23 protein-coding genes and 1 pseudogene are annotated in these 25,137 nt (G+C 71.9%); 10 read left to right on the forward strand and 14 right to left on the reverse strand.

Annotation, left to right across the window (positions count from 1 at the left end; translation table 11 throughout):
- The first annotated feature begins 51 nt into the window (after positions 1–51).
- On the forward strand, positions 52–1,242 hold the full coding sequence (locus LX83_RS27125) for an ROK family transcriptional regulator (protein WP_253776376.1): 1,191 nt from the start codon (positions 52–54) through the stop codon (positions 1,240–1,242).
- A 182-nt stretch (positions 1,243–1,424) separates the two neighbouring features.
- Here the strand turns inward: LX83_RS27125 and LX83_RS27130 are convergent, their stop codons facing one another.
- On the reverse strand, positions 1,425–2,348 hold the full coding sequence (locus LX83_RS27130; RefSeq protein WP_253776378.1) for an NmrA/HSCARG family protein: 924 nt from the start codon (positions 2,346–2,348) through the stop codon (positions 1,425–1,427).
- Between the two features lie 472 nt (positions 2,349–2,820).
- On the opposite strand from LX83_RS27130, the gene LX83_RS27135 reads away from it, so the two are divergent.
- Positions 2,821–3,636 (forward strand): AraC family transcriptional regulator, encoded by an 816-nt coding sequence (locus tag LX83_RS27135; protein WP_253776380.1) that lies wholly within the window; start codon positions 2,821–2,823, stop codon positions 3,634–3,636.
- A gap of 98 nt (positions 3,637–3,734) precedes the next feature.
- Here LX83_RS27135 and LX83_RS27140 read toward each other — a convergent pair whose 3' ends face one another.
- A complete protein-coding gene (locus LX83_RS27140) occupies positions 3,735–6,458 on the reverse strand; it encodes a fibronectin type III domain-containing protein (RefSeq protein ID WP_253776382.1) in 2,724 nt (907 codons plus the stop codon).
- A gap of 108 nt (positions 6,459–6,566) precedes the next feature.
- The gene (locus LX83_RS27145) at positions 6,567–7,520 is read right to left on the reverse strand and encodes a GlxA family transcriptional regulator (protein WP_253776384.1); all 954 of its coding nucleotides are present in this window, start codon (positions 7,518–7,520) and stop codon (positions 6,567–6,569) included.
- Between the two features lie 71 nt (positions 7,521–7,591).
- On the opposite strand from LX83_RS27145, the gene LX83_RS27150 reads away from it, so the two are divergent.
- Positions 7,592–7,927 (forward strand): cupin domain-containing protein, encoded by a 336-nt coding sequence (locus tag LX83_RS27150; protein WP_253776387.1) that lies wholly within the window; start codon positions 7,592–7,594, stop codon positions 7,925–7,927.
- A gap of 213 nt (positions 7,928–8,140) precedes the next feature.
- Here the strand turns inward: LX83_RS27150 and LX83_RS27155 are convergent, their stop codons facing one another.
- The gene (locus LX83_RS27155; protein WP_253776389.1) at positions 8,141–9,226 is read right to left on the reverse strand and encodes a DUF5937 family protein; all 1,086 of its coding nucleotides are present in this window, start codon (positions 9,224–9,226) and stop codon (positions 8,141–8,143) included.
- A 99-nt stretch (positions 9,227–9,325) separates the two neighbouring features.
- Here LX83_RS27155 and LX83_RS27160 point away from each other — a divergent pair, with 99 nt between their 5' ends.
- Positions 9,326–10,600 carry an MFS transporter gene (locus LX83_RS27160; protein ID WP_253776391.1) on the forward strand — a complete coding sequence of 425 codons (1,275 nt, stop codon included), beginning with the start codon at positions 9,326–9,328 and terminating at the stop codon, positions 10,598–10,600.
- Positions 10,601–10,676: 76 nt separating this feature from the next.
- On the opposite strand, the pseudogene LX83_RS27165 reads toward LX83_RS27160, so the two are convergent.
- The 7 genes and pseudogenes from LX83_RS27165 to LX83_RS27195 form a co-directional block, all read right to left on the reverse strand.
- Positions 10,677–11,042: pseudogene (locus tag LX83_RS27165) on the reverse strand (GlxA family transcriptional regulator); the annotation flags it as partial.
- Between the two features lie 107 nt (positions 11,043–11,149).
- Positions 11,150–11,905 (reverse strand): SRPBCC family protein, encoded by a 756-nt coding sequence (locus LX83_RS27170; RefSeq protein WP_253776393.1) that lies wholly within the window; start codon positions 11,903–11,905, stop codon positions 11,150–11,152.
- Between the two features lie 5 nt (positions 11,906–11,910).
- Complete coding sequence (locus tag LX83_RS27175; RefSeq protein ID WP_253776395.1) at positions 11,911–12,321, reverse strand: VOC family protein; 411 nt, start codon at positions 12,319–12,321, stop codon at positions 11,911–11,913.
- Positions 12,287–12,916: an ArsR/SmtB family transcription factor gene (locus LX83_RS27180; protein ID WP_253776397.1), complete on the reverse strand. Its 630-nt coding sequence runs from the start codon at positions 12,914–12,916 to the stop codon at positions 12,287–12,289. Before LX83_RS27180 ends, LX83_RS27175 begins: the two co-directional genes overlap by 35 nt.
- Before the next feature lie 124 nt (positions 12,917–13,040).
- Positions 13,041–14,186 carry a HesA/MoeB/ThiF family protein gene (locus LX83_RS27185; RefSeq protein WP_253776399.1) on the reverse strand — a complete coding sequence of 382 codons (1,146 nt, stop codon included), beginning with the start codon at positions 14,184–14,186 and terminating at the stop codon, positions 13,041–13,043.
- Positions 14,187–14,478: 292 nt separating this feature from the next.
- Entirely contained in the window at positions 14,479–16,074 is a 1,596-nt protein-coding gene (locus LX83_RS27190) for a M3 family metallopeptidase (protein ID WP_253776401.1), read from the reverse strand.
- Positions 16,075–16,456: 382 nt separating this feature from the next.
- Positions 16,457–17,743, reverse strand: coding sequence for an MFS transporter (locus tag LX83_RS27195; protein ID WP_253776403.1), 1,287 nt, complete (start codon positions 17,741–17,743; stop codon positions 16,457–16,459).
- Between the two features lie 97 nt (positions 17,744–17,840).
- Here LX83_RS27195 and LX83_RS27200 point away from each other — a divergent pair, with 97 nt between their 5' ends.
- The 6 genes from LX83_RS27200 to LX83_RS27225 all read left to right on the forward strand — a co-directional run bounded on the left by LX83_RS27200 (position 17,841) and on the right by LX83_RS27225 (position 22,143).
- Positions 17,841–18,485, forward strand: a complete 645-nt coding sequence (locus LX83_RS27200) for a GntR family transcriptional regulator (protein ID WP_253776405.1) — start codon at positions 17,841–17,843, stop codon at positions 18,483–18,485.
- Entirely contained in the window at positions 18,482–18,961 is a 480-nt protein-coding gene (locus LX83_RS27205) for an OsmC family protein (RefSeq protein ID WP_253776407.1), read from the forward strand. The genes LX83_RS27200 and LX83_RS27205 overlap by 4 nt, the downstream gene beginning before the upstream one ends.
- A 94-nt stretch (positions 18,962–19,055) precedes the next feature.
- A complete protein-coding gene (locus LX83_RS27210) occupies positions 19,056–20,687 on the forward strand; it encodes a glycoside hydrolase family 13 protein (RefSeq protein WP_253776409.1) in 1,632 nt (543 codons plus the stop codon).
- Between the two features lie 101 nt (positions 20,688–20,788).
- On the forward strand, positions 20,789–21,277 hold the full coding sequence (locus LX83_RS27215) for a MarR family winged helix-turn-helix transcriptional regulator (RefSeq protein WP_253776411.1): 489 nt from the start codon (positions 20,789–20,791) through the stop codon (positions 21,275–21,277).
- Positions 21,278–21,404: 127 nt separating this feature from the next.
- Positions 21,405–21,863 (forward strand): pyridoxamine 5'-phosphate oxidase family protein, encoded by a 459-nt coding sequence (locus LX83_RS27220; RefSeq protein ID WP_253776413.1) that lies wholly within the window; start codon positions 21,405–21,407, stop codon positions 21,861–21,863.
- Positions 21,769–22,143: a PH domain-containing protein gene (locus LX83_RS27225; protein WP_253776415.1), complete on the forward strand. Its 375-nt coding sequence runs from the start codon at positions 21,769–21,771 to the stop codon at positions 22,141–22,143. Before LX83_RS27220 ends, LX83_RS27225 begins: the two co-directional genes overlap by 95 nt.
- Before the next feature lie 18 nt (positions 22,144–22,161).
- Here the strand turns inward: LX83_RS27225 and LX83_RS27230 are convergent, their stop codons facing one another.
- From LX83_RS27230 to LX83_RS27240, 3 genes are all read right to left on the reverse strand, one after another.
- Positions 22,162–22,938 carry a helix-turn-helix domain-containing protein gene (locus LX83_RS27230; protein WP_253776417.1) on the reverse strand — a complete coding sequence of 259 codons (777 nt, stop codon included), beginning with the start codon at positions 22,936–22,938 and terminating at the stop codon, positions 22,162–22,164.
- 138 nt (positions 22,939–23,076) lie between these two features.
- Positions 23,077–23,913, reverse strand: a complete 837-nt coding sequence (locus LX83_RS27235) for an alpha/beta fold hydrolase (RefSeq protein ID WP_253776419.1) — start codon at positions 23,911–23,913, stop codon at positions 23,077–23,079.
- Positions 23,914–24,128: 215 nt separating this feature from the next.
- On the reverse strand, positions 24,129–25,106 hold the full coding sequence (locus tag LX83_RS27240) for an Lrp/AsnC family transcriptional regulator (protein ID WP_253776421.1): 978 nt from the start codon (positions 25,104–25,106) through the stop codon (positions 24,129–24,131).
- Between the last annotated feature and the right edge of the window lie 31 nt (positions 25,107–25,137).

Raw genomic sequence — 25,137 nt, forward strand, 5'->3', positions numbered from 1 at the left:
TAATTCGCGATGGTCTACCATTTGCTCGTTCACCCAGTCAAGGGAGAGTTCGTGTCGGAGACACGTCGCCCGCACAGCGGCAGCCCGTCGTTGCTGCGGCTGATCAACTCGGTCGCGGTGCTGTCGGCACTGCGCGAGTCCAGCCCGGCCACGCTCAGTGACCTGGCCACCCGCACCGGCCTGTCCCGGCCGACGGTGGAGTCCGCGGTGGAGGACCTGGTCGAGCAGGGCTGGGCCGCCGAACTCGCCGCCGAGGCCGACCAGCGCGGTGGGCGGCGCGTGGGCCGGCCGGCCCGGCGCTACGTGTTCCGCGCGGACAGCGGCTACGTGCTGGGCCTGGACATCGGCGCGCACCGGGTGCTCGGGGTGCTCGCCGACCTCAACGGCGAACCGGTGCACACCCACCAGACCCGGGTGGACCCTCGGCTGGACGCGGACGCCCGGATCGCGGTGGTGCGCGGGGTGGCCAACCGGTGTCTGGCCGAGGGCGGCATCGACCGCAGGCGGCTGATGGCCGCCGGCGTGGGCAGCCCGGGCATCATCGACCGGGCCGGCACGGTCACCGTGTCCACGGTGCTGCCCGGCTGGGTCGGCCTGCCGCTGGCCCGCCGGCTGTCCCGGTCCTTCGGCTGCCCGGTGCTGGTGGACAACGACGCCAACCTCGCGGCACTGGCCGAACGCTGGCACGGCGTGGCCACCCAGGCCGACTCCCTGGTCTACCTGCTGGTGGGCCGGCGCATCGGTGCCGCACTGGTGCTGGACGGCAAGGTGCACCGCGGTTTCGGCGGCGCGGCCGGCGAGATCGGCCTGCTGGACCCGAAGAAGTGGGAGCTGTGCCGGGAACGCCTGCTGGGCCCGGCCACCACCGCGTCCATCGACGACCGCGACCACCAGGTCACCGAGCAGATCATCGCCAGCGCCAGGGCCGGCGACTCCGCCGCACTGTCTATTGTGGACGACTTCTGCGCGGTGCTGGCCCAGCACGCCGCGGCCATGACGCTGACCGTGGACCCGGAGATGGTGGTCCTCGGCGGCGGCCTGGCCAGCGCCGACGACCTGCTCCTGCCCCGACTGCAACAGCACATCGACCGGGTGTGCATCCGCAGCCCCCGGATACTGGCCTCCAGCGTGGGCGAGGAGGCCGTGGTGCTCGGCGCGGTCCGCCTCGCCCTGCAGGCCGCGGACGAGGCACTGCACCAGCGGGCGCGCAGCAGCATCACCGCCCGGGGCAGCGGCGGCTGATCTTCGCGGCTGAGCAGATGTCGGTGACGCACTGGCGAGATCGCCGACGCCCGGGAAGGGGCACAGCATGCACGACCCGGACCGGTCACCGGCCGACCACCTGGCCGGCCCACCGCTGGCGTTGACCGGTCCGCTCGGGCCGTTGCGCGCGGACCGAGCGGCCGTTCCCGACCCGGGGCCTGTCAGGCGGTGGCGTGCATGTTCTCCCGCGCCCACTGCTCGAAGCTGGTGAGCGGGATGCCGAAGCCCCGCGCGTACTCCGGGCGGGCCGGCTGGCCGGCCACGTCCAACCACTCGTGCGAGGCCCCCATGTCCGGCATTCCGGCGGCGTAGGCCTCGTCCGCGGTCATGTCCGGTGCGGACAGCCGGGTGCCCAGCACGTCGGAGAGGACCTCGGCGATCCGCGTCATCGTCAGGTAGTCGCTGGCCAGTTCCAGCTCGACCCGGTGGAACCGCTCGGGTTCGGTGAGGGCCGCGGCGGCCGCCCTGCCGATGTCGTCCGTGGCAACCAGGGACAGGTGGCTGTCGGGCTTGAAGAGCGTCACCAGACCGCCCTCGACGCCGCGCGGGAACAGGTACTTCATGGAAGGCAGGAAGTTGTCCATGAAGAAGGCCGGCTTGATGAGGGTCCAGTGGCGGAAACCGGCCGCGCGGACCCGGTCCTGGATCGCGCTCTTGGCCCCCATGCTGGGTTCCACCGCGGTCCAGCGGCCCTCCGCCCAGCCGGGGGTCCCGGTGTGCTGGCCGGCACCGGAGGCGGACGTGTGCACGAACTGCGGCACGCCGGCCGCCCTGGCCCCCTCGATGAGGTTGACGCCCTGGGTCACCTCCCCGGCGAAGTCGAAGCCGGCCTCGCTCATGGCGGGCATCTGCACGGAGAACACGGCGCGGGCGCCTTCGGCGGCGCGCACCACCGAGTCGCGGTCGTGCAGATCGCCGGTGACCAGTTCGGCGCCGAGCGCGGCGACGGCCCTGGCCCGGTCGGAGTTCGGGTCGCGCACCAGGGCGCGGACGGGGACACCGGCCGCGAGCAGGGCGCGGGCGGTGGCGCCGCCCTGCTTGCCGGTGGCACCGGTGACCAGGACGGGTGCGGAGGTCGTGGACATGGTTCTCCCTTGGAAGGCATCGAGAACAGCGAAACGGCGGGGCCCGCCGTTTTCTCCCGGTACGATACGGCGGGGCCCGCCACTTAGCAACGCCGGCGGTCACACCGTGCCCGACCACCAGTGCGCCGACGCCGGGCGCCACGACGCGCGCATCCTCGCCGTGGCCGAACAGGAGATCGCCGCCCACGGCGCCAACGCCTCCCCGGAGCAGATCGCCCGCTGATCGTCGGCATCGTCCTGGCCACCGAGGCGGGCAGCGGGCCGCCCGGCCACCCCGGCGCCCAGAAGGCCAACGGGGGCAACGCCGCCGGCCGCCCGTCCCCCGCGCGAGCTACCCGCGGATGTCCACCTCGGGGTGACGATCGCACACCGGTTGATTCCTAGTGTTCATTCCTGCCAACGGCTTCGGGCCGCGGACGCACCACCACGCGGCTCTGCCGCCGCCGGGAACGCGCGCTGGGAAGAGGTGCACATGGACGAGTCACCGTCGCCGTGGTGGAGTCCCCGGGAACTGCCCGGGGTGGAGGTCCTGTCCCCGCGCGCCACGAAGCACAACTGCCCCAGGTTCACCCTGCACAGCGGGTACGCCATCACGATCACGCGCACCGGGGCACCCCGGCGGATCCGCTACCGCGGCCGCGAGCGGAGCGTGGGCACCACCGGCACGGTCACGGTGGTGGAGCCGGACGAGGTGGTGGAGGCGCTCGACACGCGTGCCGGCTCCCTCCACATCAGCGTGCTCGTGGTGCCTCCCGAACTCCTGCCGGACGTCACCGGTCACTCGAAACCGCCCCGGTTTCCCCGATTCACCTATGCCGATCGCGGCTTGTTCAACGGCTTCGCCCGGCTGCACGACGACCTGGCGCGCGGCGCGGACCGGCTGACCGTGCAGTCGACGTTCACCGCCCTCGTCGACGTCCTGGTGCGGCGGCACGCCGCCGCCCCCGACGCGACCCCTGACCCGCTCCGGCCGCGAGCGCTGCGCCAGGTCCACCAGGTCCTGCACGACTGCCTGGACGCCAACATCAGCCTCGACGAACTCGCGGCGGTGGCCGGATGCGGCCGGCACCACCTGGTCCGCAGCTTCCGGCAGGCGTACGGGGCGCCGCCGCACCGCTACCGGACCCTGCTGCGGCTGGCCAGAGCCAGGTCGATGCTGGCGGCGGGCCACTCGGCGGCGGACGTGGCCGCGGCGCTCGGCTACTTCGACCAGAGCCAGCTCAACCGGCACTTCCGGCAGGAACTCGGCACCAGCGCGGGCGGCTACGCCCGAGCCGTGCGGCGGTAGCCACCTGATCACCCCGACCGCACCCCGGTCTGTCCACTTGCGACTGGTGTGCGGAGCGGCGGCCCCGCTGCGGGGCCGCCGCTCCACCACAGCTCCGGTTATCGATCACCCCCGCTGACGGCGACATCGACGGGAACGGGACCTCTCGTGCCGTCCGGGTTCACCACCGCGGCGAACGGATTGGCGTCCATCGCGTTGGCCGGCGCCTCGGGGCGGGTGCTCGACTGGGCGCTCGCCGCGCTGCCGACCGGGCGGTCCGGAATCACGCAGTTGGACCTCGCGGACTCGTAGGCGCCGTTGACGGCCGTCACGCAGAACTTGTAGTTCCACACGCCCGGGAACAGGAAGGCGACGCCGTACTTGGTGCCGTCGATGATGTTCTCGTCGGCGTGCGGGGTGGAGCCGCTCTCGTTGATGTTCTGCACCCACAGCCGGTAGCCGGCCGCCTCCAGCGAACCCCGCCAGTTCAGCTCCACCGTGGTCGGATCCATGGTGCTCACCTGCAGATTGGTCGGTGCCGGTGGCGTGCTGGCGCCGACCGTCACCGGCCGGGCTCCCCCGGGCAGACCACCGCCGACGGCGTTCCAGGTGACGACCGCGACGCTGTAGTGGTGGCCCCCGTCCAGTCCGTCGACCCGCACCCGGTTGCCGCGGAACCCGGTACCAGTGAGAAAGGCACCGGGCTCGTCCTTGTCGAACAGCAGCAGCCCGTACCGGTCGATGGTGTCGGTGTACGGGCCGGTGGGTGGGGTGATCTCGACCTCGATGCTGTTGCGGTCGACGGGCCGGCTGATGATGTTCTGCGGCGGCGGGGCCGTCTGCGGGTGGGCGACCGCGCTGACCGTTTCCGTCCAGGGTCCCTTGACGTCGTCACCGCCGACGGTGCGCACCTGGTATTCCCACTGGATGCCGTCAACGGTCCACGTGGTGTCGGTCCGGTTGGTGTTGGTGCGCCCCTCACTCCAGGTTGTCTGGCCGGCGATCCGCGACCGCACGTCGTAGCCGAATGCCCCGTACACCGGGTCCCAGGTGACGGTCACCCCGAGCGGGCTGGACACCGCCTTCAGGTTGGTCGGCGCCGGGGTCGGCCGGACCGGCAACTGGCCCGGCGGAACGGGACCGCGATCTTCGCCCAGCCCGTACTTGTCGTGCAGGGTCCCCGCGAAGGCTCCGGCGAGCTGGACTTCGCCGAGCGAGTTGGGGTGCAGGCCGTCGTAGGCGGCCGGACAGCTGTCGGGGGAACAGGAGTAGGCGGTCATCCAGTCGACCAGTTCCACTCGGGAGATGCCCTTGTTCCACCGCGCGGTGGCGTCGTCGAGCAGCCGCGCGTACTTGTCGGTCTTCTCGATCAGGTCCTCCCGGCCGCCGAGCCTCGACCGGTGCGGCACATTGGCCAGCGCGAAGTGGACATCCGGCTTGGCCGCGCGAACCTGGTCGACGATGGACTCGACGCTGTCCAGCGTGCCCGCCTCGTCGCTGACGAACCAGCCCATGTCGTTGAAGCCGAGCGCGAGCAGGATGAGATCCGGCTGATAGGTCGCGACCTGCGCGCGGATCTCGTTCTTCATCTGCGCGGCCTGCTTGCCCCAGAGTGCGAAGTGGTCGCTGTCGAAGGCGACTCCGGCCGCGTACCCGCCGTTGACGCGGATCCCCTCGCTCTGCGGCTTCTCACCCGGCAGGAGCGGCGGTTTCGGCGGGGCGGGCTGGTCCGGGGTGAACGTGCCGTGATAGGGCCCCACGAAGTCGACCCCGACGTGGTTCTCCTGGAACCACTGCGACAACCGGTAGCGCCAGGTGTAGTCGCCCTCGTGGCCCTGACTGATCGAGTCGCCGACCACCATCACCCGAATCGTCGACGGCCAGGCGACATCTCCGACACCCCGCTCCGCCAGCCGCACGAGGTTCTCGACGAGCTTGCGTGCGAAGTCACCGTTGAGCAGCCCTTGGATGTACGGCAGCGGATTCGACCACGAACCGAGCCGGGTGATGAAGTTCCGCGTGGTTTCCTGCACGGCGCTGACCACCGAGCCCGCCTGGGCGTTGGCCCACTTGAGCATGCTCCCGAGGAACCCCCCGGTCAGCGCGCCCACCACCGCGACGGCAACCGCCTCCGCCCAGACATCCCCGTCACCGAGCGACCGCCCGTCGAAGTAGGCGTTCATCAGTTCGGTGATGAGCCCGCCCAGCCCACCGCCGACGGCCCCGCAGATCAGTACGGCGATGACCGCCCCGGGGGCGAAGAAGAGCGTGCACAACGGTACGACCACGAGTGACACGGCCACCCCGACCGTGGAGGCGATGAACTTCTGCCACCAGTTCGCCGCGGTGCTCACCTCACCCGCGGGTGCGACGATGACCAGACTGTCGCCGACGATTTGGATGCTGCCGTTGTACCGGACGCCGCTCTGCCGCTCGTAGAACCCCACACTGTTCCGCTGCGCCATCAGGGTCAACGACTCGCTGAGCGTGAGCCCCTTGCTCTGGTCGGCGCGGACCGTGTCGACCACCTGTCGCATCTGATGCTGCCACACGTCCGGTCCGGGCGAGGTGTTGAAATCGATGGCGGCCACCAGGTCGGTGTCACTGCTCGCCAGCGACCGCAGCGCACCCGCGTCACGGGCACACCCCATCCGCAACCCCGCCGTCCCCGCCGCGATCGTCTGGCTGTCGAAGCTCGATCCGGCCGTGGCACACGCTTCCCCGGCCGCCTCCGCCGGTTGGGCGGTCCCCGCCACCACCAATGTCACGGCCAGGGCGAGCGCCGTCAGCCATCTGGGTCTTCTCATAGTTGTTCCCTCTCCGCCAGCAAGTCGACGCGTCATCCGCGTGTCTGGGTACGGGCAGTGCGAACGCAGCCGACCGTACGAACAACGCGAGAGCGCGGACTAGGGCGAAATTGACCCGGTGACTGGGGTTTTGCTGGACAACTGTTATGCCACGGGCCGCATCGTCGAGCCCCGGAACGCCCGCCGGTAGGCGCCCGGGGTCGTGCCCACCAGGGCGCGGAAGCGGCGGCGCAGGTTGACCGCCGAGGTGAGGCCGACGCGGACCGCGATCGCCTCCACCGGCAGGTCCGTGCTCTCCAGCAGGGTGCGCGCCTCGGCGACCCGGCGCGACAGCAGCCACGCACCCGGGCTCGTGCCGAGCCGCTCGACGAAACGGCGGGCCAGCGTGCGCGGTGACACGCCGAGGTGCGCGGCCAGGTCAGCCACGGACAGCGGGGTCGCGAGACGCTGGCTGGCCCAGGCGAGCAGGCCGTCCAACTCGTCACCGGGCGGTCGGGTCGGCACGTACTGCGCCTGACCGCCCTCGCGGTGCGGCGGCATCACCATGTGCCGCGCGATCAGCGCGGCGTGCGCCGGCCCGTGGTCCTGGCGAACCAGGTGCAGGCACAAATCGATGCCCGCACCCGCCCCGGCGCTCGTGGCGACGTCCCCGTGGTCCACGTAGAGCACGTCGGTCGCCACGCGCACCCGGGGGAACTCCCGCCGCAGCTGCTCGGCGCGCTCCCAGTGCGTGGTGGCCGAGCGGCCGTCCAGCAGCCCGGTGCGGGCCAGCGCGAACACCCCCGAGCAGATCGAGACGAGCCGCGCTCCTCGGGCGTGCGCCCGCAGCAGCGCGCGGCGCACCCGGGTGGGCAGCGGCGCCTCCACCGGCGACCACCCCGGGATGATCACGGTGTCCGCGGTGTCGAGCGCGGCAAGGCCCTTCGACACCGACATCGCGTACCCGGCGGTGGTCGGCACCTGGCCGGGTTTTTCCGCGCACACCTCGAACTCGTAGTACCGGGGCACCCCGGCCCTGGCCATGCCGAACACCTCGGCGGCGCAGCCCAGTTCGAACGTCGACTGCACCGGCCGCACCAGCGCCACCACACGATGCATGGCAAGAAAGTACCCCAAGGTGTCTTTGTCGACACTGGTCCGCCACGTCCCGCGCGCGGCATCGTCAGGGCATGCATCCAGAGATCCTCGCCCAGCAGGGCTACACGTCCGTGTCCGTCGAGGAAGCACCGGTCAACGAGGTCTTCCCCGGCATCCGGCATCGTCCACTGTGGACAGGTCCGAACGGGGCGCACGCCGACGTGCTGGAGATGGACCCGGGCACGTCGTGGCCGCGCCGCGACGTGCACGAGCCCGGCCCGGAGGAGGTGTTCGTGGTCTCGGGCACGTTCAACGACGGTGCCCGGGACTACCCGGCCGGCACGTTCCTGCACGCCCCGGCCGGCTCGTGGCACGTCCCCGCGACCACCACGGGCTGCACGCTGTTCATCTTCTACCCCGAGGGCTGAGCCCGCGACGGATCCGCGCCCGGCCAGCTCCGAGCAGGCGTTCGTCCCGATCGGACCGGCCGGGCAGGCGTTCGTCCAGATCGGACTGGCCGGGCAGGCGGACAGCCCCAGGCACCACAGGTCCCCGGCACCACAGATCCCGGGCACCACAAGTCCCAGGAACCACAAGGACTTCCGTCCAGCCCGGCCCCGCTTCGCGGAGTGCGGGGCTGCTCAGCGCAGTACGGCCGCCAGCAGGTCAGCCCCCAGCGCCGTCAGATCGGGCAGGTTGACGGTGTAACGGACGTAACGGCCCTGTCGCTGGGCCGTGAGCAGGCCCGCGCGGCGCAGGACGGCGAGGTGGCGGGAAACCTCCGGGGGCGAGAGTTCCCAGGCGTGCGCCAGCTCACCGGTGGTGTGCGCGCCGCGGGCCAGGGTGCGCAGCAGCCGCAGCCGCACCGGGTGCGCGAGCGCCTCCAGCCGGAGCGTGACCGTTTCCAGCGACACCGGCTGCGCCGGACTCGGCTCGGCGACGGGGTACTGCACCACCGGCTGCCACCCGGGCGCGTGGATCACCACCAGGTGTGGGTGACCGAACACGGTGGGTAGGAAGGTGACCCCGGTGCCGTGGGCGTCGATCGATCGGTCCTGCAACTTGTCCACGATGACGCGGTCGCCGTCCGGCGCCAGGGTGACGGCGCCGGAGACCGACGCGAGTGCCGCCGCGATGCCCTGGCGCTTCAGCAGGTCGTTCTTCAGGCGCAGGTCGGTGGCGAGTCGCCCGGCGACGCCCGACCAGGCGGCGCCGAAGAAGGCCTCGGCGCACTGTTCGAGGGTGTCCCGCACGCGCGCCCGCACGGCCGCCGGGTCCGCGAGCAGCCGTTCCGCGAAGGCCTCCTGGAGCGCGCCCCGGGCCTGGGCCAGGTCCAGGGCCCGCTCGCGCGCGGCCGCGTCGGCGAGTGGTGACGGCGCGGCGAAGTGGACCCGGTTGTTGCCGCAGGTGGTGATGAGCGCCGCGGTCACATAGGTTTCGTCGTCGATCCGGTCCACATCGTCCAACTCCTCGGCGAGGGTCTGCCGGGGTCGGGCGGGGACCAGGAAGTCGGCTCGTGAGGAACGCCAGAGGAACTCCGCCTCCCGCAACCGCTCGGCCAGCTCCGGCGGCAGCCCGGCCCAGACGTCCCCGGCCCAGCCGGCCAGCCGGGGGTGGTGCCCGGGTTCGGCCAGCACGTGCAACATCGCGGTCAGCTCGGCCAGCGGGGAGACGGCGAACCGCAGTCGGCCGGTGGGTGGGCCGCTGATGTCGATCCTCAACGTCATCCCGTCATTCTCGCTGGTCGGATGGGCGACGACCGCGTCGGTTGACGGTGTTCGTCAATCGACGCGGTCAGCCGGGCGGGCGGTCGCACCGTCAACGACATGGCAACCACCACCAAGGTCCAGCCGCGCGCCCTCGTCCGGGCCTCCGGCGGGCCCCGCTACGCCGTCGCCCTGGCCGTGGACGCGCTCGGCACCGGCCTGCTGCGGCCCTTCCTGCTGCTCTACGGGGTGACGGTGCTGCGGCTGTCCGCGCCGGTCACCGGCACCGCCATGACGGTCGGCATCGTGGCGGCCCTGGTGTGCATGCCCGCAGTGGGCCGCTGGCTGGACCGGGGCGCGCGCAGCACGGTCGTGGCGGCGTCGATGCTGGTGCGGGTGCTGGGCGTGGCGCTGCTGCTGGCCACCCCGACCGGCAACATCTGGCTGTTCGCGGCGGCGGCGCTCTTCCTCGGCATCGGCAACCAGGCATGGCCGGCCGCGCACGCCGCCCTCGTGGCCACGGTCGCGCACGGCCGGGAACGCGACGCCGCTCTCGCGGCCGGCCGCGCCCTGCGCAACGCCGGCCTGGGCGTGGGCGCCCTGCTGGCCACCGCGTGCCTGGCGGGCGGCACCACCGCGTTGCAGGCGCTGGCGGCCGTCACCGGGCTCGCCTACCTCGCCGCGGCGGCCCTGACCTGGTCGGTCCACGTGCGCACGCGACCGGCCGCCACCCCGGCCGGGGACAGCGCCGCCGGGCCGGCACCCCGGATGCGCGCGCTGCTGGCCGGCAACGTCATCTACGTCTTCTGCCTCAACGTCCCCGAAATCGCGCTCCCCCTGGTCCTGGTGACCCAGTTGCACGCGTCCCCGGCGTGGTCGGGAGCCATCTTCGTGGCGAACACGGTGCTGGTGGTCACCCTGCAGGTGCCGGTCACCGTCCTGCTGTCCCGCTTGTCCCGGCGGAGCGTGCTGGCTCTCGCCGGCGTGGTGCTCGCCGCGTCCTACCTCGGCTTCCTCGCGGCCACCTCACTGGCACCCGGCTGGGCCGCCCCGGCCGTCGCCGCGGTGTCCGTGGTCTGCACCATCGGCGAGATCATTTACGCCGGCAGCGCCACCGCGCTGGTCACCGCCCTCGCCCCGGCCCACGTCCTGGGACGCGCCCTCGCCCGCTTCCAGCTCTCCACCGGCTTCGGTCTCGCCGTCTCCCCTGCGGTCATCACCGCGCTCGCCGCCCACGGCTCGGCCGCCCTCTGGGGCAGCCTCACCGGTGCGACGCTCCTCGCCACCGCCGCCGTCGCCACCGAGAAGGAGCAGGAACGCGGCTCAGCGGGCGTCGCAGCCGAGCGGTCAACGAGCCATGACGAACGTGATCAGCCACTGGCCGGCGCGCTCTGACAAGTGGCCGGGCGCCGGCGCTCGGCCACCTCGGTCAGTCCTGCCGGACGAGCACGACGAGGTTGCCGCAGGTGTCGTCCGTGCTCTCCAGCAGGGTGCGCGCCTCGGCGACCCGGCGCGACAGCAGCCACGCACCCGGGCTCGTGCCGAGCCGCTCGACGAAACGGCGGGCCAGCGTGCGCGGTGACACGCCGAGGTGCGCGGCCAGGTCAGCCACGGACAGCGGGGTCGCGAGACGCTGGCTGGCCCAGGCGAGCAGGCCGTCCAACTCGTCACCGGGCGGTCGGGTCGGCACGTACTGCGCCTGACCGCCCTCGCGGTGCGGCGGCATCACCATGTGCCGCGCGATCAGCGCGGCGTGCGCCGGCCCGTGGTCCTGGCGAACCAGGTGCAGGCACAAATCGATGCCCGCACCCGCCCCGGCGCTCGTGGCGACGTCCCCGCGACCACGTGCACCCGCGTCATCACCCACCACCGCCCGGCCAGCACCGAGCAGGCGTTCGTCCAGATCGGACTGACCGGGCAGCTGGGTGGTCCCGCGCACCCGCGTCATCTCCGGGTCAGGCGGTCGATCCAGGCCTGCCAGGCGGCGGTGCGGGACGCGCGGTCCACCGCGACGCCGTAGAAGTACTGGGTCGTGCTCACCATGTGGTGCAGGTCGTCGACCAGGAAGCGGTAGAAGCCGTGCTCGGTGCGGATGCCGAGCAGCAGCCTCTCGCGCAGGTCCACCACACCCGCGACGGGTTCGAGGCCCGTCGGGGTGAGGCGCACCCGCTCGCCCAGCGCCGGCTCCGCGCCGAGCAGCGCGGTCAGCTCAGCCCACACGGCCTCGCCGGGCAGGTCGGTGAACCCGGTGGCGACCACGTTGGTCACCGGCAGCCCGGCGAAGTGCCGGAAGTACTCGGCCAGGTTGTGCAGGAACACGTCCCACCCCTTGCCGAAACCGTCGTACTCGGCCGCCCAGTCGTCGCCATCGAAGAATCCACTTTGGACGAGCCGGAGCACCGTGCTCGCCGGTCGGTCCGGGCTGCCGCTCTCCCTGCCCTCCACCAGGAACTCGATCTCCGTCGGTGCTTCGCCGTCCGGGCCGGGCGCTCCGTAGACCACCCGCCTGCCCGGCTCCCGCTCCAGCACCTGGCCGGCCTGCGTGTTGCCACCACCGAAGTCCGCCTCGATCTCCGCGCCGCTGTGCTCGTGCGGCACGAACCAGAGCGACATGCCCTCCGGGGTGGCGATCGCCTGCCAGACCTGGTCCGGGGTGGCGGCCAGCTCGACCTCCTTGGCCAGGCGCCGGCGCTCGTCCACCTCGGTCAGTCCTGCTGGACGAGCACGATGAGGTTGCCGCAGGTGTCGTCGAACACCGCCTGGGCACCGAAATCGGTCTCGGTCGGCTCCTGGGTGAACCGGACGCCGTGTGCCTTCATCCGCTCGTAGTCCTTGGCCAGGTCCCTGGTGCCGAGCATGGTGAACGGGATGCCCGCGTCGTAGAGCGTCTTCTTGTACACCCGCGCGGCCGGCTCGCCGTTGATCTGGATGCCGGGGTTGCCGTCCGGTTCGAGCAGCAGCTCGACCCCGTCCGGCGCCTCGGGCGAGACCACCGTCAGCCACTTGGCGTCACCGGCCGGGATCTCGGTCTTCTTCACGAAACCCAACACGTCGGTGTAGAACGCCAGGGCCTTGTCCTGGTCATCGACCAGGATGCTGGTCACCGGAACGAACATGGTCAACCTTCTCCTCTCGTCGTACCGTCGGATGCACGGCGACCACGATCCGGTGCGCCCGCCCACCGGGCGCCGACGCGTCGTGGTACTTGGCGACCAGCGAGGTCACCGCCCCGGTCAGCTCCTCGGCGAACGCGGCCCGGTCGGCGGCGGAGGCGAACCGGACCTCGCCGTCGATGGCGAACGTCGCGACCCGCTTGCGGGCCTTGGCCGCACCCGTGAGCAGCTCGCCCACGTCGCGCACCAGCCGCGCGGCCACCGCCAGCAGCCAGCGCGCGGACAGCCGGTCCGGCGACCGCCTCGGATCGGGCTCGACCGCGGCCAGCACGCTCGGCGAGATCACGTACGAGGCCGCAGTGGCCCGCAGCACGCGCTCGGTGCAGTTGCCCCTGCGCCGCTCCTCGACGAGTTCGACCAAGCCGTGCCGCTCCAGCTCGCGGAGGTGGTAGTTGACCTTCTGCCTGGTCAGCCCGACCCGCTGGGCCAGCGTGGTCGCCGAGCCGGGTTCGGCCAGCTCGGCCAACAGCCTGGCGCGCACCGGGTCTAACGAGACCTCGGCCGCCCCGGGATCGTCGATCACCGCCACATCGTGCACTGGCACACCGTCACACCGACAAATTTATTTGTCAAGGGGACGTGCCGTTGGTGTGCCGAGGTGGCAGCAGACACGACACCGCCCGCGGCACGGCAGGTACCGTGCCGCGGGCGGTCCGCGCCGGTCAGGTGGTCGAGGTGGCCGTGGCCGCGCTGGTCGGGCTCGGCTGGGCGGCGGGGCCGCAGACCGGGCAGTCGGGCAGGCGCTCCCAGCGCTCGTACTCGGTCAGTTCCGAGTCGCCGAAGCCGAGCTGGATCAGCCGGCCGGCCGCCACGGGCGGGGCGATGCCGGTGACCAGCCGGACGAACTCGGCGATGAGCAGGCCGGTGGTAAGGGTGACCAGGGGCACGAACGCGGCGTTGTCGCCGCCGATCTGGCGTTCCCGCTTCTCCGCCAGCAGCGTCGCCGACACCTCGTCGGACCGGAACACCCCCAGCCGCCAGCACTCGATGCAGCCGGTGGTACCGGGGATGATCGTGTAGTAGACCGCGCGCTGGGTGTCCAGGCCGCCGGTGATCAGCGGCACGCCGGCCCGCACACAGCCCTCGTTGACCCAGTGGTTGATCTCCATCTTGGGCCGGTCGGCCACGGAGATCACCACGTCCGCGTCGGACACCGCGGCCAACACGTCCTGTGTGGACTCGATCTTCCTCGGCACCTTCTCGATCTGGATGCGCGGGTTGAACAACCGCACCCGCTCGACCGCGAGGTCGATCTTGGGTTGGCCGACGTCGCTGTCCCGGTAGAGGATCTGTCTGTTCAAATTGGACAGTTCGACGCGGTCGAACTCGACCACGCGCACGTGGCCGACGCCCATGGCGGCCAGGTCCAGCAGGATGTGCGAGCCGAGTCCGCCGAGGCCCAGCAGGGTCACCCGCGCGTCGAGCAGCTTGCGCTGCTGGGCGTACTTGTTGTCGGCCAGGCCGCAGAACGAGCCGAAGAAGTTGACGTTGCGCTCCCAGCGGGCCAGCTCGTAGTCGTCGAGCAGCCCGTCCGGGGTGACCGCCTCGTTGATCAGGAAACCGGCCTCGTCGAACTGGGTGATGGCCTCGCGCACCTCGTCGAGGGTGACCTCGGGGTGGTCGGCGGCCAGGTCGTGGTGCACCTGCGGAATGGTCCTGGTGCCGTCGAGCAGCTCGAACAGCCGGCGGATCGCACCGGTCTCGTCCGGTATCTCGGCGACCTGCCCGTAGCCGCCGACGTAGACGATGCCGTCGCCGGGGAAGGCCGGCGTCATGTGCTTCAGCTTGGGCAGCACTGCGTCGTTCACTGGGAACCCCTCTTCGCGACGAACCTTCGTGATCGGAACTGGCCCGCGCGCGGCCGGGACTGGTGCGATGATGGTGGTGGTGTCGGGAACCGCCGGGGTCTGTGGCAGGACGGGCGGTCTCCCGGCCAGCCCGCTGGTGGGCCGCTGATCAGCCGCCCACCAGCGGCTCCGGTCATCGTTCTCAGCCCTCGACGGCGCCGGAAGCGATGCTGGTCTTGCGAATGCGCACGGTGATGGTCATGGCGGTTCACCTCCGTTCGTGGTCGTTGTGCGTTCTCCCCCGCCCCCGGCGTCAGCCGCCGAGGACCGGGGAAGCCGGTGCCGCGTGCCGCACGAACGCCGCGACGTGCTCGTGCAGGGCGGCCAGTCCCGCGTGCCAGCCGTCCGGGTCGTCCGGATCGGGCCGGCGCGGGTCGAGTGGGCGCAGCAGCACCGCTGGTGGTGCGCTGGCGCCCGCGCGGAGCAGGTTCTCGAACCGGACCCGGAACGCCGCCGGGTCCTCGTGGTGGCTCGCCAGCAGCGCGGACGCCGCGAGCTGGCCGTAGGCGTAGGCGAACCGGGAGCCGGGCGCGAGGAACAGGTTGTCCAGGTAGCTCCACCAGTGGCGGTAGCCGGCGCTCAGCGTGACGGCCGGCCCGTACAGGGCGGCCTGCTCGCGCAGCCACAGCTCGCCCAGCTCGTCGTGGTCGGGCACCTCGCCCGCGCGCACGACCCGGTGCAGGCCGTCCTCGAAGTCGTGCAGCGCCACCTGGCGGAACGCGGCCACCAACTGGTCCTCCACCTGCCTGGCCAGCAGTGCGGTGCGCGTGCCCGGCTCGGTGGCGAGTTCCGCGTACACCTCGCCGGCCAGCGACTCGGTGAACAGGCCCACGGTTTCCGCCAGCGCCGTGGGCACCGCGGCGTTGAACGGCCCGTGCCCACCGGCCAGCCGGGTGTGCACGGCATGCCCCAGCTCGTGCGCCAGGGTCAGCACGTCCCGGGGCCGGCCGGTGAAGTTGACCAGCACCCAGGCGTCGCCGCCCGGCAACCCGAAGGTCAGCGCGCCGCGGCGCTTGCCAGGCCGGGGCAGGGCGTCGACCGCGCCACCGGCGATCAGCTGGTGCGCCTGGGCGGCCACCTCACCGCCCAGCCGGGCGAACGCGGTCAGCACGACCTCGCAGGCCTCGGCCCAGCTCACCGCGTCCGGTGGCGAGCCGAGGGGGGCGTAGCGGTCGGCGTCGGTCAACGGGTGGCCGAGCAGGTCGGCCTTGGCCTGGTAGTAGCGGTGCACCAGGGGCCGGTGCGCGCGCACCGCGTCCAGCAGCGCGGCCAGTTCCCCGTGGCCCAGCTGGTTGTTCTGCCGCTCCCAGGTGCACCAGTCGGTGACCCCGCTGACCGCGTCACGGGCCAGCCGGGCCTGGGTGAGCAGCCCCAGCGCGCTGGCGCGCAGGTCGACTTCCGGGGTGAGCGCCTCGGTGATCGCCGCCACCGCGGCCCCGCGCTGGTCGCGGTCCTGGTCGTAGAGTCCGGGCAGGGCCGCGCCCAGGCTCAGCTCCTCGCCCCGCCGGCGCACGGTGATCCGCCCGAGCAGCTGCCGGGCCAGGCGTTCCCACCCGGCGGTGGGGTCCAGCCGGGCGAGGGTGGTGGCGAGTTCGGCCGGCGGCTGGGTGGCCGCGGCGGCGCGCACCCTGCGCACGTGGTTGGCGTACTCGGCCAGGTCCGCGTCGGCCAGCAGCGCGGCCACCCGCTCGTCGGCCAGCTCGCCGATTTCCCGTTCGACAAAATCACCCCGAACGGCGACCTCCGCCCAGAGCGTTTCGCACAGATCGAGCAGCGCGAGGGCCGCGGAATCATCCGCGTCGGCCGCCAGCCGCGCCTCGGCATATGTCGTCGCCCGATACAGCGGCACGAGAACGCTTTCACATTCCCGCAACACCGCCAACAAATCCGCCGCACCGAACCGGCCTATTTTTCCACGATATCGCCCAGCAAGACCGGCCAGCCGCTCGACTGTTCCGTCCAGCGCGGTGACCAGGTCAGCTTCGCGAACACCAGGAAAAACCGGAAATTTCGGCGTTACGACAGATCTTTCCCCAGCATCACTCATCCCCCAGACCTCCGTTGTGACGCTTATTGATCCACCACCGTGTCGGGGCGGTCACGTCAACAGGGGCGAAACTACCCAGGGGCCGAAGGCGTGTCAAGGACGAGAAATTCGGTTAAATTATTCCCCATCGGTTATCCCCAGAACTCTGGTTCATTCGTTGTGGGCACTGTTCGACTATTCGGCCCTACGATTGCTCGGCCGTGGCCGGCCGGTCCGGCCCGGGCTCGGCGGCCACCGGGCGCACCAGGCTGGTGCGCGAGCCCACCGCGCCGACGGCGAACCGCAGCACCGCGCCGATCACGATCACCAGGTACATGTTGTGCAGCGCGTCCTCCATGCCGCCGGCCACGGCCGAGGCCACCGGGATGCTGGAGAAGGCGAGCATCCTGGTCGCCGCGACCACCCGGCCGAGCAGGTGCCGGGGGACGATGCGCTGGCGCAGCGTGAACCAGGAGACCACGTTCATCGACCCGAGCGCGAACACCACCGCGGACACCAGGCTGACGCTGACCACGTCGCGCGCCACCGCGAGCAGCGCGGTGAGCAGCCCGGCCGTCATGGTGGACACCGCGATGGTGCGGCCGTTGCCCAGCCACCGGATCACCCGGGGCGCGAGCAGCGACCCCAGCAGCGCGCCGGCGCCCTGCGCGGCGAACACCACGCCGACCAGTGACGACGACAGGTGCAGGTAGGTGCTCAGGTAGTAGACCAGGTTGGCCTGCACCAGCCAGATGGCGAAGTTGGTGCCGGTGAACAGCAGGCTGCCGGCCAGCAGGGTGCGGTTGCCCCGGGTGATGTAGTGCATGGCCTCGCGCAGGTCGGCGGAGAACCGGGCCGGCGCCGCCGCGCGCCCGCGCCTGCCCCGACCGCTCCCGCCCTGGCCGCGCGCGCCGATCCGGATGGCGGCGATGACCAGCGCGCTGACCACGAACGAGCCGGCGTCCACGTAGATCGCGGCCTCGTAGCCGACCAGCGCGACCAGGCCGCCGGCGAGCACCGGGCCGGCCAGGCTGAGGATGTTGTCGCTGGACTGCAGCAGCGCGTTGGCCCGGTCCAACTCGTCCTCGGCCACGACGTCGGGCAGCAACCCCTGGAACGCCGGGTGGTAGATCGGCTCCACGCAGGCCAGCACGAACGCCACCAGGTAGATCACCGGCAGCGCGGTGACCCCGAGGGACACGAACACGGCCAGGGCCAGCGCCACCACCCCGGCCACGGCGTCGCCCGCGATGAGCAGCCGCTTGCGGTCGAACCGGTCGGCGAACACCCCGCCGGGCAGCGACAGCAGCAGGAACGGCCCGTACTCCAGGACGTAGAGCGCGGCCGTCTGCAACGCCGATCCGGTCAGGTGCAGCACCAGCAGCGGCAGCGTCAGCCGGTAGAGCCAGGTGCCCGCGTTGGAGACGAGATACGCGGTGAACAGCAGGTAGTAGCGGCTTCCCAGACCCCGGCGGGGTGTCGGCTCACTCACCGCGCCACCGTAGCGACGGCACACTTCGGCCGCGGCCGACATGTTGCGCTCGACTGCATGCAATGTATACGTTGCATGCGATCACCGGAGGTGGTGTGTGGAGTCGACCTACGACAGGCTGCGGGAGCTGATCGTGTCCGGGGCCTACCCGCCCGGCCAGCGGATCACCGAACAGGACCTCTGCGTGCGGCTGACGGTCAGCCGCACCCCGGTCCGCGAGGCACTGCACCGGCTGGAGAGCGACGGGCTGGTGCGCGGCGAGCGCCGCGGTGTGTCCATTGTGGAGCTGGACGGCAAGGCGCTGGCCGACGCCTACCGGATCCGGGCGGCACTGGAAGCGCTCACCGCGGAACTGGCGGCGCACCGCCAACTGGCCGGAGAACTCCCCCCGGCCGCCCTGACCCGGCTGGCCCGGCTGGCCGAGGCGGCGGACCAGACCACCACCAGCGGTGACCTCGCCGCCGGGGTGCGGCACAACCGCGCCTTCCACCGGCACGTCGCCGTGCTCGCCGACAACCCGCAGGCACTGGCCATGCTGGACCGGATCTGGGACCAGATCATCGTCTCCACCCGGGCGTCCCTGGCCGCGCCGGCCCGACCGGCCACAGTGGACGAGGAGCACCAGCGGCTGATCACCGCGATCAGCGAGGGCCGGCCGGCCGAGGCCGCGACCGCCGCCCGTGACCACGTGCTGGCCACCCTGGCCGCACAACCCGATCCCGACACCGGAGGGGCACCATGAGCGCCGAGCACAGCTACCAGGTCACCGTGCGGTGGACCGGGAACACCGGCACCGGCACCGCCGGGTACCGGACCTACGACCGGTCGCACGACGTGGCGGTGGCCGGCAAGCCGACCATCAGGGCCAGCGCCGACCCGGCGTTCCGGGGCAGCCCGGACCGCTGGAACCCGGAGGACCTGCTGGTCGCGTCGCTGTCCGAATGCCACATGCTCACCTACCTCTCACTGTGCGCGCGCAACGGTGTCGTGGTCACCGGCTACCAGGACGCCGCGACCGGGCGGATGCGGGAGACCCCGGAGGGCGGGCACTTCACCGAGGTCGTGCTGCACCCGGTGGTGAGCGTGGCCGAGGCCGGCATGGCCGAGCGGGCAATGGCCCTGCACGAACAGGCGCACCGCTCCTGCTTCATCGCCAGCTCGGTCAACTTCCCGGTCCGGCACGAGGCCAGCGTCCAGGTGCGGGCGACCTCGGCCTGAGCATACGTCCACATAGGACATACGTGTTCGGCTGGCCGGGACCACTCCCGCCCGGCCGACGAGAACCCTGACGAGGACAACGAAAGGTGATGCCGTGGTCGACGACTCCAACTGGTGGCGGGAAGCCGTGGTGTACCAGGTGTACGTGCCCAGCTTCGCCGACTCCGACGGCGACGGGATCGGCGACCTGCGCGGTATCGAGTCCAAACTGGACCACGTGGCCGCCCTCGGGGTCGACGCGATCTGGTTGACGCCCTTCTACCCGTCGCCGTGGGCCGACGCCGGCTACGACGTGTCCGACTACCGCGACGTCGACCCGCGCCACGGCACCCTCGACGACCTGCGCGCCCTGCTGGCCAGCGCCCACCAGCGCGGCATCCGGGTCATCGTCGACATCGTGCCCAACCACTGCTCCGACCAGCACCCGTGGTTCCAGGAGGCGCTGGCCGCCGCCCCGGGAACCCCGGCCAGGGACCGGTTCATCTTCCGGGACGGCAGGGGCCCGGACGGCTCGTTACCGCCAGCCGACTGGCGGTCCAAGTTCGGCGGCGGCGCCTGGACGCGGGTCGCGGACGGCCAGTGGTACATGCACATCTTCGCGGCCGAGCAGCCCGACCTGAACTGGGACAACCCCGAGGTCCGCGCGGACTTCGAGGACACCCTGCGGTTCTGGCTGGACCTGGGGGTCGACGGGTTCCGCGTCGACGTCGCGCACGGCCTGCGCAAGGACCTCGTCGAGCCGCTGCGGGACACCCACGGTCTGGACACCGCGCCGCTGAACGCGCCGCCCGAGGGCGGCGACCACCCGTTCTGGGACCGCGACGAGGTGCACGAGATCTACCGGTCCTGGCGCAAGATCATCGACGAGTACCAGCCGCCCAGGGCCACCGTTGCCGAGGCCGGGGTGAGCCTGTCCCGGCTGCCCCGCTACATCCGGCCCGACGAGCTGCACCAGGCGTTCAACTTCTTCTACCTGCGGTGCGCCTGGGACGCCGACTCCTTCCGCGACGTGATCGACGCGTCCCTGGCCGGGGCGACCTCGGTCGGCGCCACCACCACCTGGGTGCTGTCCAACCACGACGTCATCCGGCACCGCAGCCGCTACGGCCTGCCCGCCGGCACCGACACGGTGGCCTGGCTGCTCAGCGGCGGCACCAGCCCCGAGGTGGACGAGCCGGCCGCGCGGCGGCGGGCCAGGGCCGCGGCCCTGCTCACCCTGGCGCTGCCCGGTTCGGCCTACGTGTACCAGGGCGAGGAACTGGGCCTGCCCGAGGTCGCGGACCTGCCCCTGGACCGGCTGCGCGATCCCATGTGGGAGCGCACCGGCCACGCCAGCAAGGGCCGCGACGGCTGCCGGGTGCCCCTGCCGTGGACCAGCGACGGCCCCTCCTTCGGCTTCGGTCCCGGCGGCAGCTGGCTGCCCCAGCCGCCGGACTGGGGGCGGTACGCGGCCCAGGCCCAGCAGGGCGTGGCCGACTCCTTCCTGGAGCTGTACCGCGCCGCCATCCGGCTGCGCCGGAGCTTCCGCGGTGACGAGCGCTTCGCCTGGCTGCCCGTGGCCGACGAGTCCCGGGTCCTGGCCTTCCGCAAGGGCGCCGGCCTGGTCTGCGTGGTGAACTTCGCCGACCACCCGGTCGCCCTGCCGCCCGGCGAGGTCCTGCTGACCAGCGACCCGCTGGTGGACGGCCAACTCCCCGGCGACACCGCGGCCTGGCTGCGCGGCTGAGCACCTGGCCGGGTTCCCGGTGCGCTCGGTGCCCGCGCACCGGGAACCCAGTAGATTTTTTGTGGATAATCTGTTACGGAACGGATCAGTAGACTGGCCGCATGTCCGCGATGGCACCCACCCGCACCGAGTCCGACCTGTCGTTCCTGCTGGACCACACCAGCCACGTGCTGCGCACGCGGATGGCCGCGGCACTGGCCGAGATCGGCCTGACCGCGCGCATGCACTGCGTGCTGGTCCACGCCCTGGAAGCGGAGCGCACCCAGATCCAGCTGGCCGAGATCGGCGACATGGACAAGACCACGATGGTCGTCACGGTCGACGCACTGGAGAAGGCGGGCCTGGCCGAGCGCCGCCCGTCCAGCACGGACCGGCGGGCCCGCATCGTGGCCGTCACCGAGAAGGGCGCCGAGGTCGCCAAGCGCAGCCAGCAGATCGTTGACGGCGTGCACCGCGCCGCCCTTCAGTCGCTGCCCGACAAGGACCGCGAGGCCCTGCTGCACGCGCTGAACCTGCTGGTCACCGGCCACCTGGCCACCCCGGTGGCAACACCGAGGGCGGCGCGGCGCGCCCGGGAGAACACCAAGTAGACCCGCAAGAGATTGTCTACAACAGCTACGGTTCGTCCTGGTGCCGCGCGGACAGGACCGAACCGTGGTGTCCACACTCGACACACCCGTCACAACACCCCGCCACAACCGGTGGACAGCACTGGCGGTGCTGTCCACCGTGGTCTACCGGTGGGACGCCGACGAGCGGACCATCCGCGTCTCCACCACCGCCGACCGGCTCAAGGCCCGCCAGATCCGCGCCAACCCCCGGGTGGCGCTGCACGTGAATGGCGGCGACATGTGGTCCTTCGCCGTGGTGGAGGGCGATGCCGAGGTGGTCGAGACCACGCCCGAACCTGCGGACGGCAGCCAGCCCGAGCCGGACCGGCGCGTGACCATCACCCTGCGGGCGAACCGGCTCTACGGCACCGCCCTGGACATCCCCACGGACGCCGGCCGCGCCCGTCGGCGTGTTCCGGGCGCGGCGAACTCCGTGACCCCGCCCGGAACGTCACCTATAGTCGAGAAGCGTGATCGATTTCGAGAAGGCGTCCGTCTTCAAGCTCTCGCCGTGCAAGCCGAAGGACATCGTCGCGTCGGTCGAGCCGATCATCATCCCCGGTGAGCAGATCGTCTTCACCTTCAAGTCCGTTCGCGATTTTGTCGTCTTCACCGACAAGCGGCTGATCGCGGTCAACGTGCAGGGCATGACCGGTCGCAAGCGCGACTTCACCTCCCTGCCCTACAACAAGATCCAGGCGTTCTCGGTGGAGACCGCCGGCACCTTCGACCTGGACACCGAACTCGACCTGTGGTTCAGCGGACTGGGCAAGGTGCGCCTGGAGTTCCGCGACAGCGCCGACGTCCGAGCCCTGAGCCACCTGATCGCCTCCCACGTGCTCTGACCACCGCCGCACCGGCTCTCACGACGCCCGGGGACCGACCGCGGTGAGCGCGCGCGGCACCGGGGCGCGCGCCAGGGTGTGGATCGCCTCCACCGGTGCGGCGGGCCATGCTCTGTCGTCGATGGCGAGCCACGGTGCGGTGGCGACGGCGGTGGGTGTGGTTCCGGTGATCGCCTTGACCTCGCGGTGGAGGTGGGACTGGTCGACGTAGCCGCACTGGGCAGCGACGCTGGCGGGGGTATGACCAGCCGCGAGGAGGTGGCCGGCGTGGTCGAAGCGCACCAGCTGGGCGGCGCGTTTGGGGGTGATGCCGAGCTGGGACCGGAAGCGGGACCACAGGCGCTTGCGACTCCAGCCGATCTCGTCGGCCAGGCCGTCGACGCGTACCTGCCCACGGCTGGTGCGCATCCGCCGCCACACGTGGGCGACCTCCGAATCGACCGGTGGGCGGGCGTTCAGCCGTCGGCCGAGGATGTCTGCCGCGATCCTGAACCGGTGGTCCCAGGACGTGGCGGCGCGCAGCCTGTCCTCGACCTCCCCGGCGTCCCGGCCCCAGACATCTTCCAGAGCTGCCACGGTTCCGGTGAGTTCGGTCGGTGCGCCGAGCACCGCGGCCGAGACGACCGGCGACAGTCGGATCTGGAGGCACTCGCCCTGCCGTCCGCCGGTCCGTAGCGGTCCCGGCAGGAGTCCGGCGACGAAGCTGCCGCGCTGGCCCCGTCCGTGGGTGCCGTAGACGATGCCTCCTGCCTGGCTCAGGTCGACAATCAGGGTGACGGCCGGGTGCGCGACCATGGCGATGTCCACGGGCGCGGAAACCCGTTGGCGGAACCCCGCCATGCTGATCCCCGGCAGCCGACACGACTCACGCGGGACCGCGATGTCCACGGACGTCCAGTCAACGCGTGCCCAGATCGACGGCATGTGATCAGGCTAGGCCCGGTGATCTCGGGGCGGGGTGCCGGCGACCGTTGCCGTGAACGCGAGCAGGAGTTCGCCGGTCGCCTCGGGCGCTTCGAACATGGGGAGGTGCCCGACGCCGGGCAGCATCTGGACCCGTGCGGTCGGCACCGCGTCGTAGTGGTGTGCCGAGGCCGGATCCCAGCGGGGGTCGGCGGCGCCGAAGATCACCAGCACGTCGACGTCGAGGGCGGCGAGCCGGTCGGGCACGCTCCGCTCGGCGAGGTACGCGTTGTTGCCGCGCAGGACTTTCCGGAACGTGCGGTAGGTGATGTTCTTCTGGTCGGCGATCGCGTCGTCCGGGATGCGCACCGGACGGGCGGTCGTCGCGTTGATCCCCTTGCGGATCATCGCGTCCGACCGCCTCGGCCACACCAGCGGGCCGAGCGGCGGGGCCAGCAGGGCCCGGAGGATGAACGGCTGCGGGAGCAGCGCGTCCAGACGCGGGCCGGTGCTGATCAGCGCGAGCGACCCCACCAGGTCGGGGCGCTGTTCGGCGAGCGCGGTGGCGACGTAACCGCCGCTGGAGTGCCCGACCACGGTGACGTGCCGAAGCCCGAGGTCGTCGAGCAGCGCGGCCACGCGGCCTGCCTGCCCAGGCACGTCGTATGAGGCTGCGGGCGGGGACTGGCCGCAGCCGGGAAGGTCGACCCGGATGACGTGGTGGTGGGCGGCGAGTGCCGGCACCATCGGGCCCCACGTGACGCCTGCCGCTCCCGATCCGTGAATGAGCAGCAGCGGCGGCGCCTGCCGAGGGCCGTCGTGGACCACGTGCATCCCGTGCGAGTGCTCAACGTCGTACTCACCCATGCCCCGGACGCTACGAGCCTGCCGACCACCCGTCTTGGACAAATGTCAGCGCCAGGACCGACCTACTCCCACCGAGCCGGCGACGGTGAGAACTTCGGCGCACTGACTCGGTTCTCTCCCCACCAGCCTGCTGAGCTTCGTCAGGAGTCGTCGGTTCAGCGGGGCGTGGCAGGGGCCGCTCTGTGCTCGCGCCGTCCGACGGCCGCCCCACCGGCTCACGGCGCCTGGGGGCCGACCGCCTTGAGCGTGCGCAGCACCGGGGTGGTCTCCAGGGTGTGGATCGCGTCCAGCGCGCCGAGCCGGTGGGTGAGGTAGTGGTGCAGGCCGGCGGGGTTGGCGCACAGGGCGTGCGCGAACAGGTTGGTGGTGCCCGTGGTGGCCGCGACCACGGCCAGTTCCTCGTGCTGGGCCAGGGCGGTGGCGACCGCGTCGAGCTGGGCCGGGCGCACCGCCATCCAGAGCATGGCGTGGGTGGTCGCGCCCAGCAGCGCGTCGTTGATCTCGACGTCGAAGAAGAGCAGGCCCCGGGCGCGCAGGTCGGCCAGGCGCCGCGCCACCGTGGCCGGTGACCAGCCGGTGGCCGCGGCCAGGTCGGCGTGACTGGCGCGGCCGTCCTGGCGCAGCGCGTCCAGCAGGGCGTGGTCGGCGCGGGTCAGCGGCTGCTCGCCGGCCGGCTCCGCGCGGGTCGGGTGGTCCGGTCGCAGCTGCCGCTGCTGGTGCTCGTCCAGCGCGTTGACCCGGCCGCGCCAGGCCGTGGGGCCGCCGAGGTAGGTGTGCAGCAGGAAGTGCGCGGACACCGAGGTGACGCTGGCCGTGCGCGGGATGTCGTGCAGCAGCATGGAGTGCGCTTCCTCGGCGTGGCTGGGCGGGTGCACCACGACGACGATCTCGGTGCCACCGGAGGCCAGTTTCACCCACGAGGTGTCCGGCCGGCGGGCCAGGGAGCGGGCCAGGGCCTGTGCCGTGGCCGGGGCGGCGGTGAGCCGCACCAGCCACTGGGTCTGCCCGGACCGCCCAGGGTCGAGGAGCCCGACCACGCGCAGCCCGCCGGTGGCGCGCAACCGCTGGTAGCGACGGGCCACGGTCTGCGTGGACACGCCGAGGACCGCGCCGATCCGGCTGAACGGCGCGCGCCCGTCCAGGTGCAGGGCGTGCACCAGGCCGCGGTCGAGGTGGTCGAGCTGGTCTGGCATGTGCGTAATCCTCACTGATCCGCGGGATGTG

It is taken from the genome of Goodfellowiella coeruleoviolacea (assembly GCF_024171785.1).
GTDB lineage: Bacteria > Actinomycetota > Actinomycetes > Mycobacteriales > Pseudonocardiaceae > Goodfellowiella > Goodfellowiella coeruleoviolacea.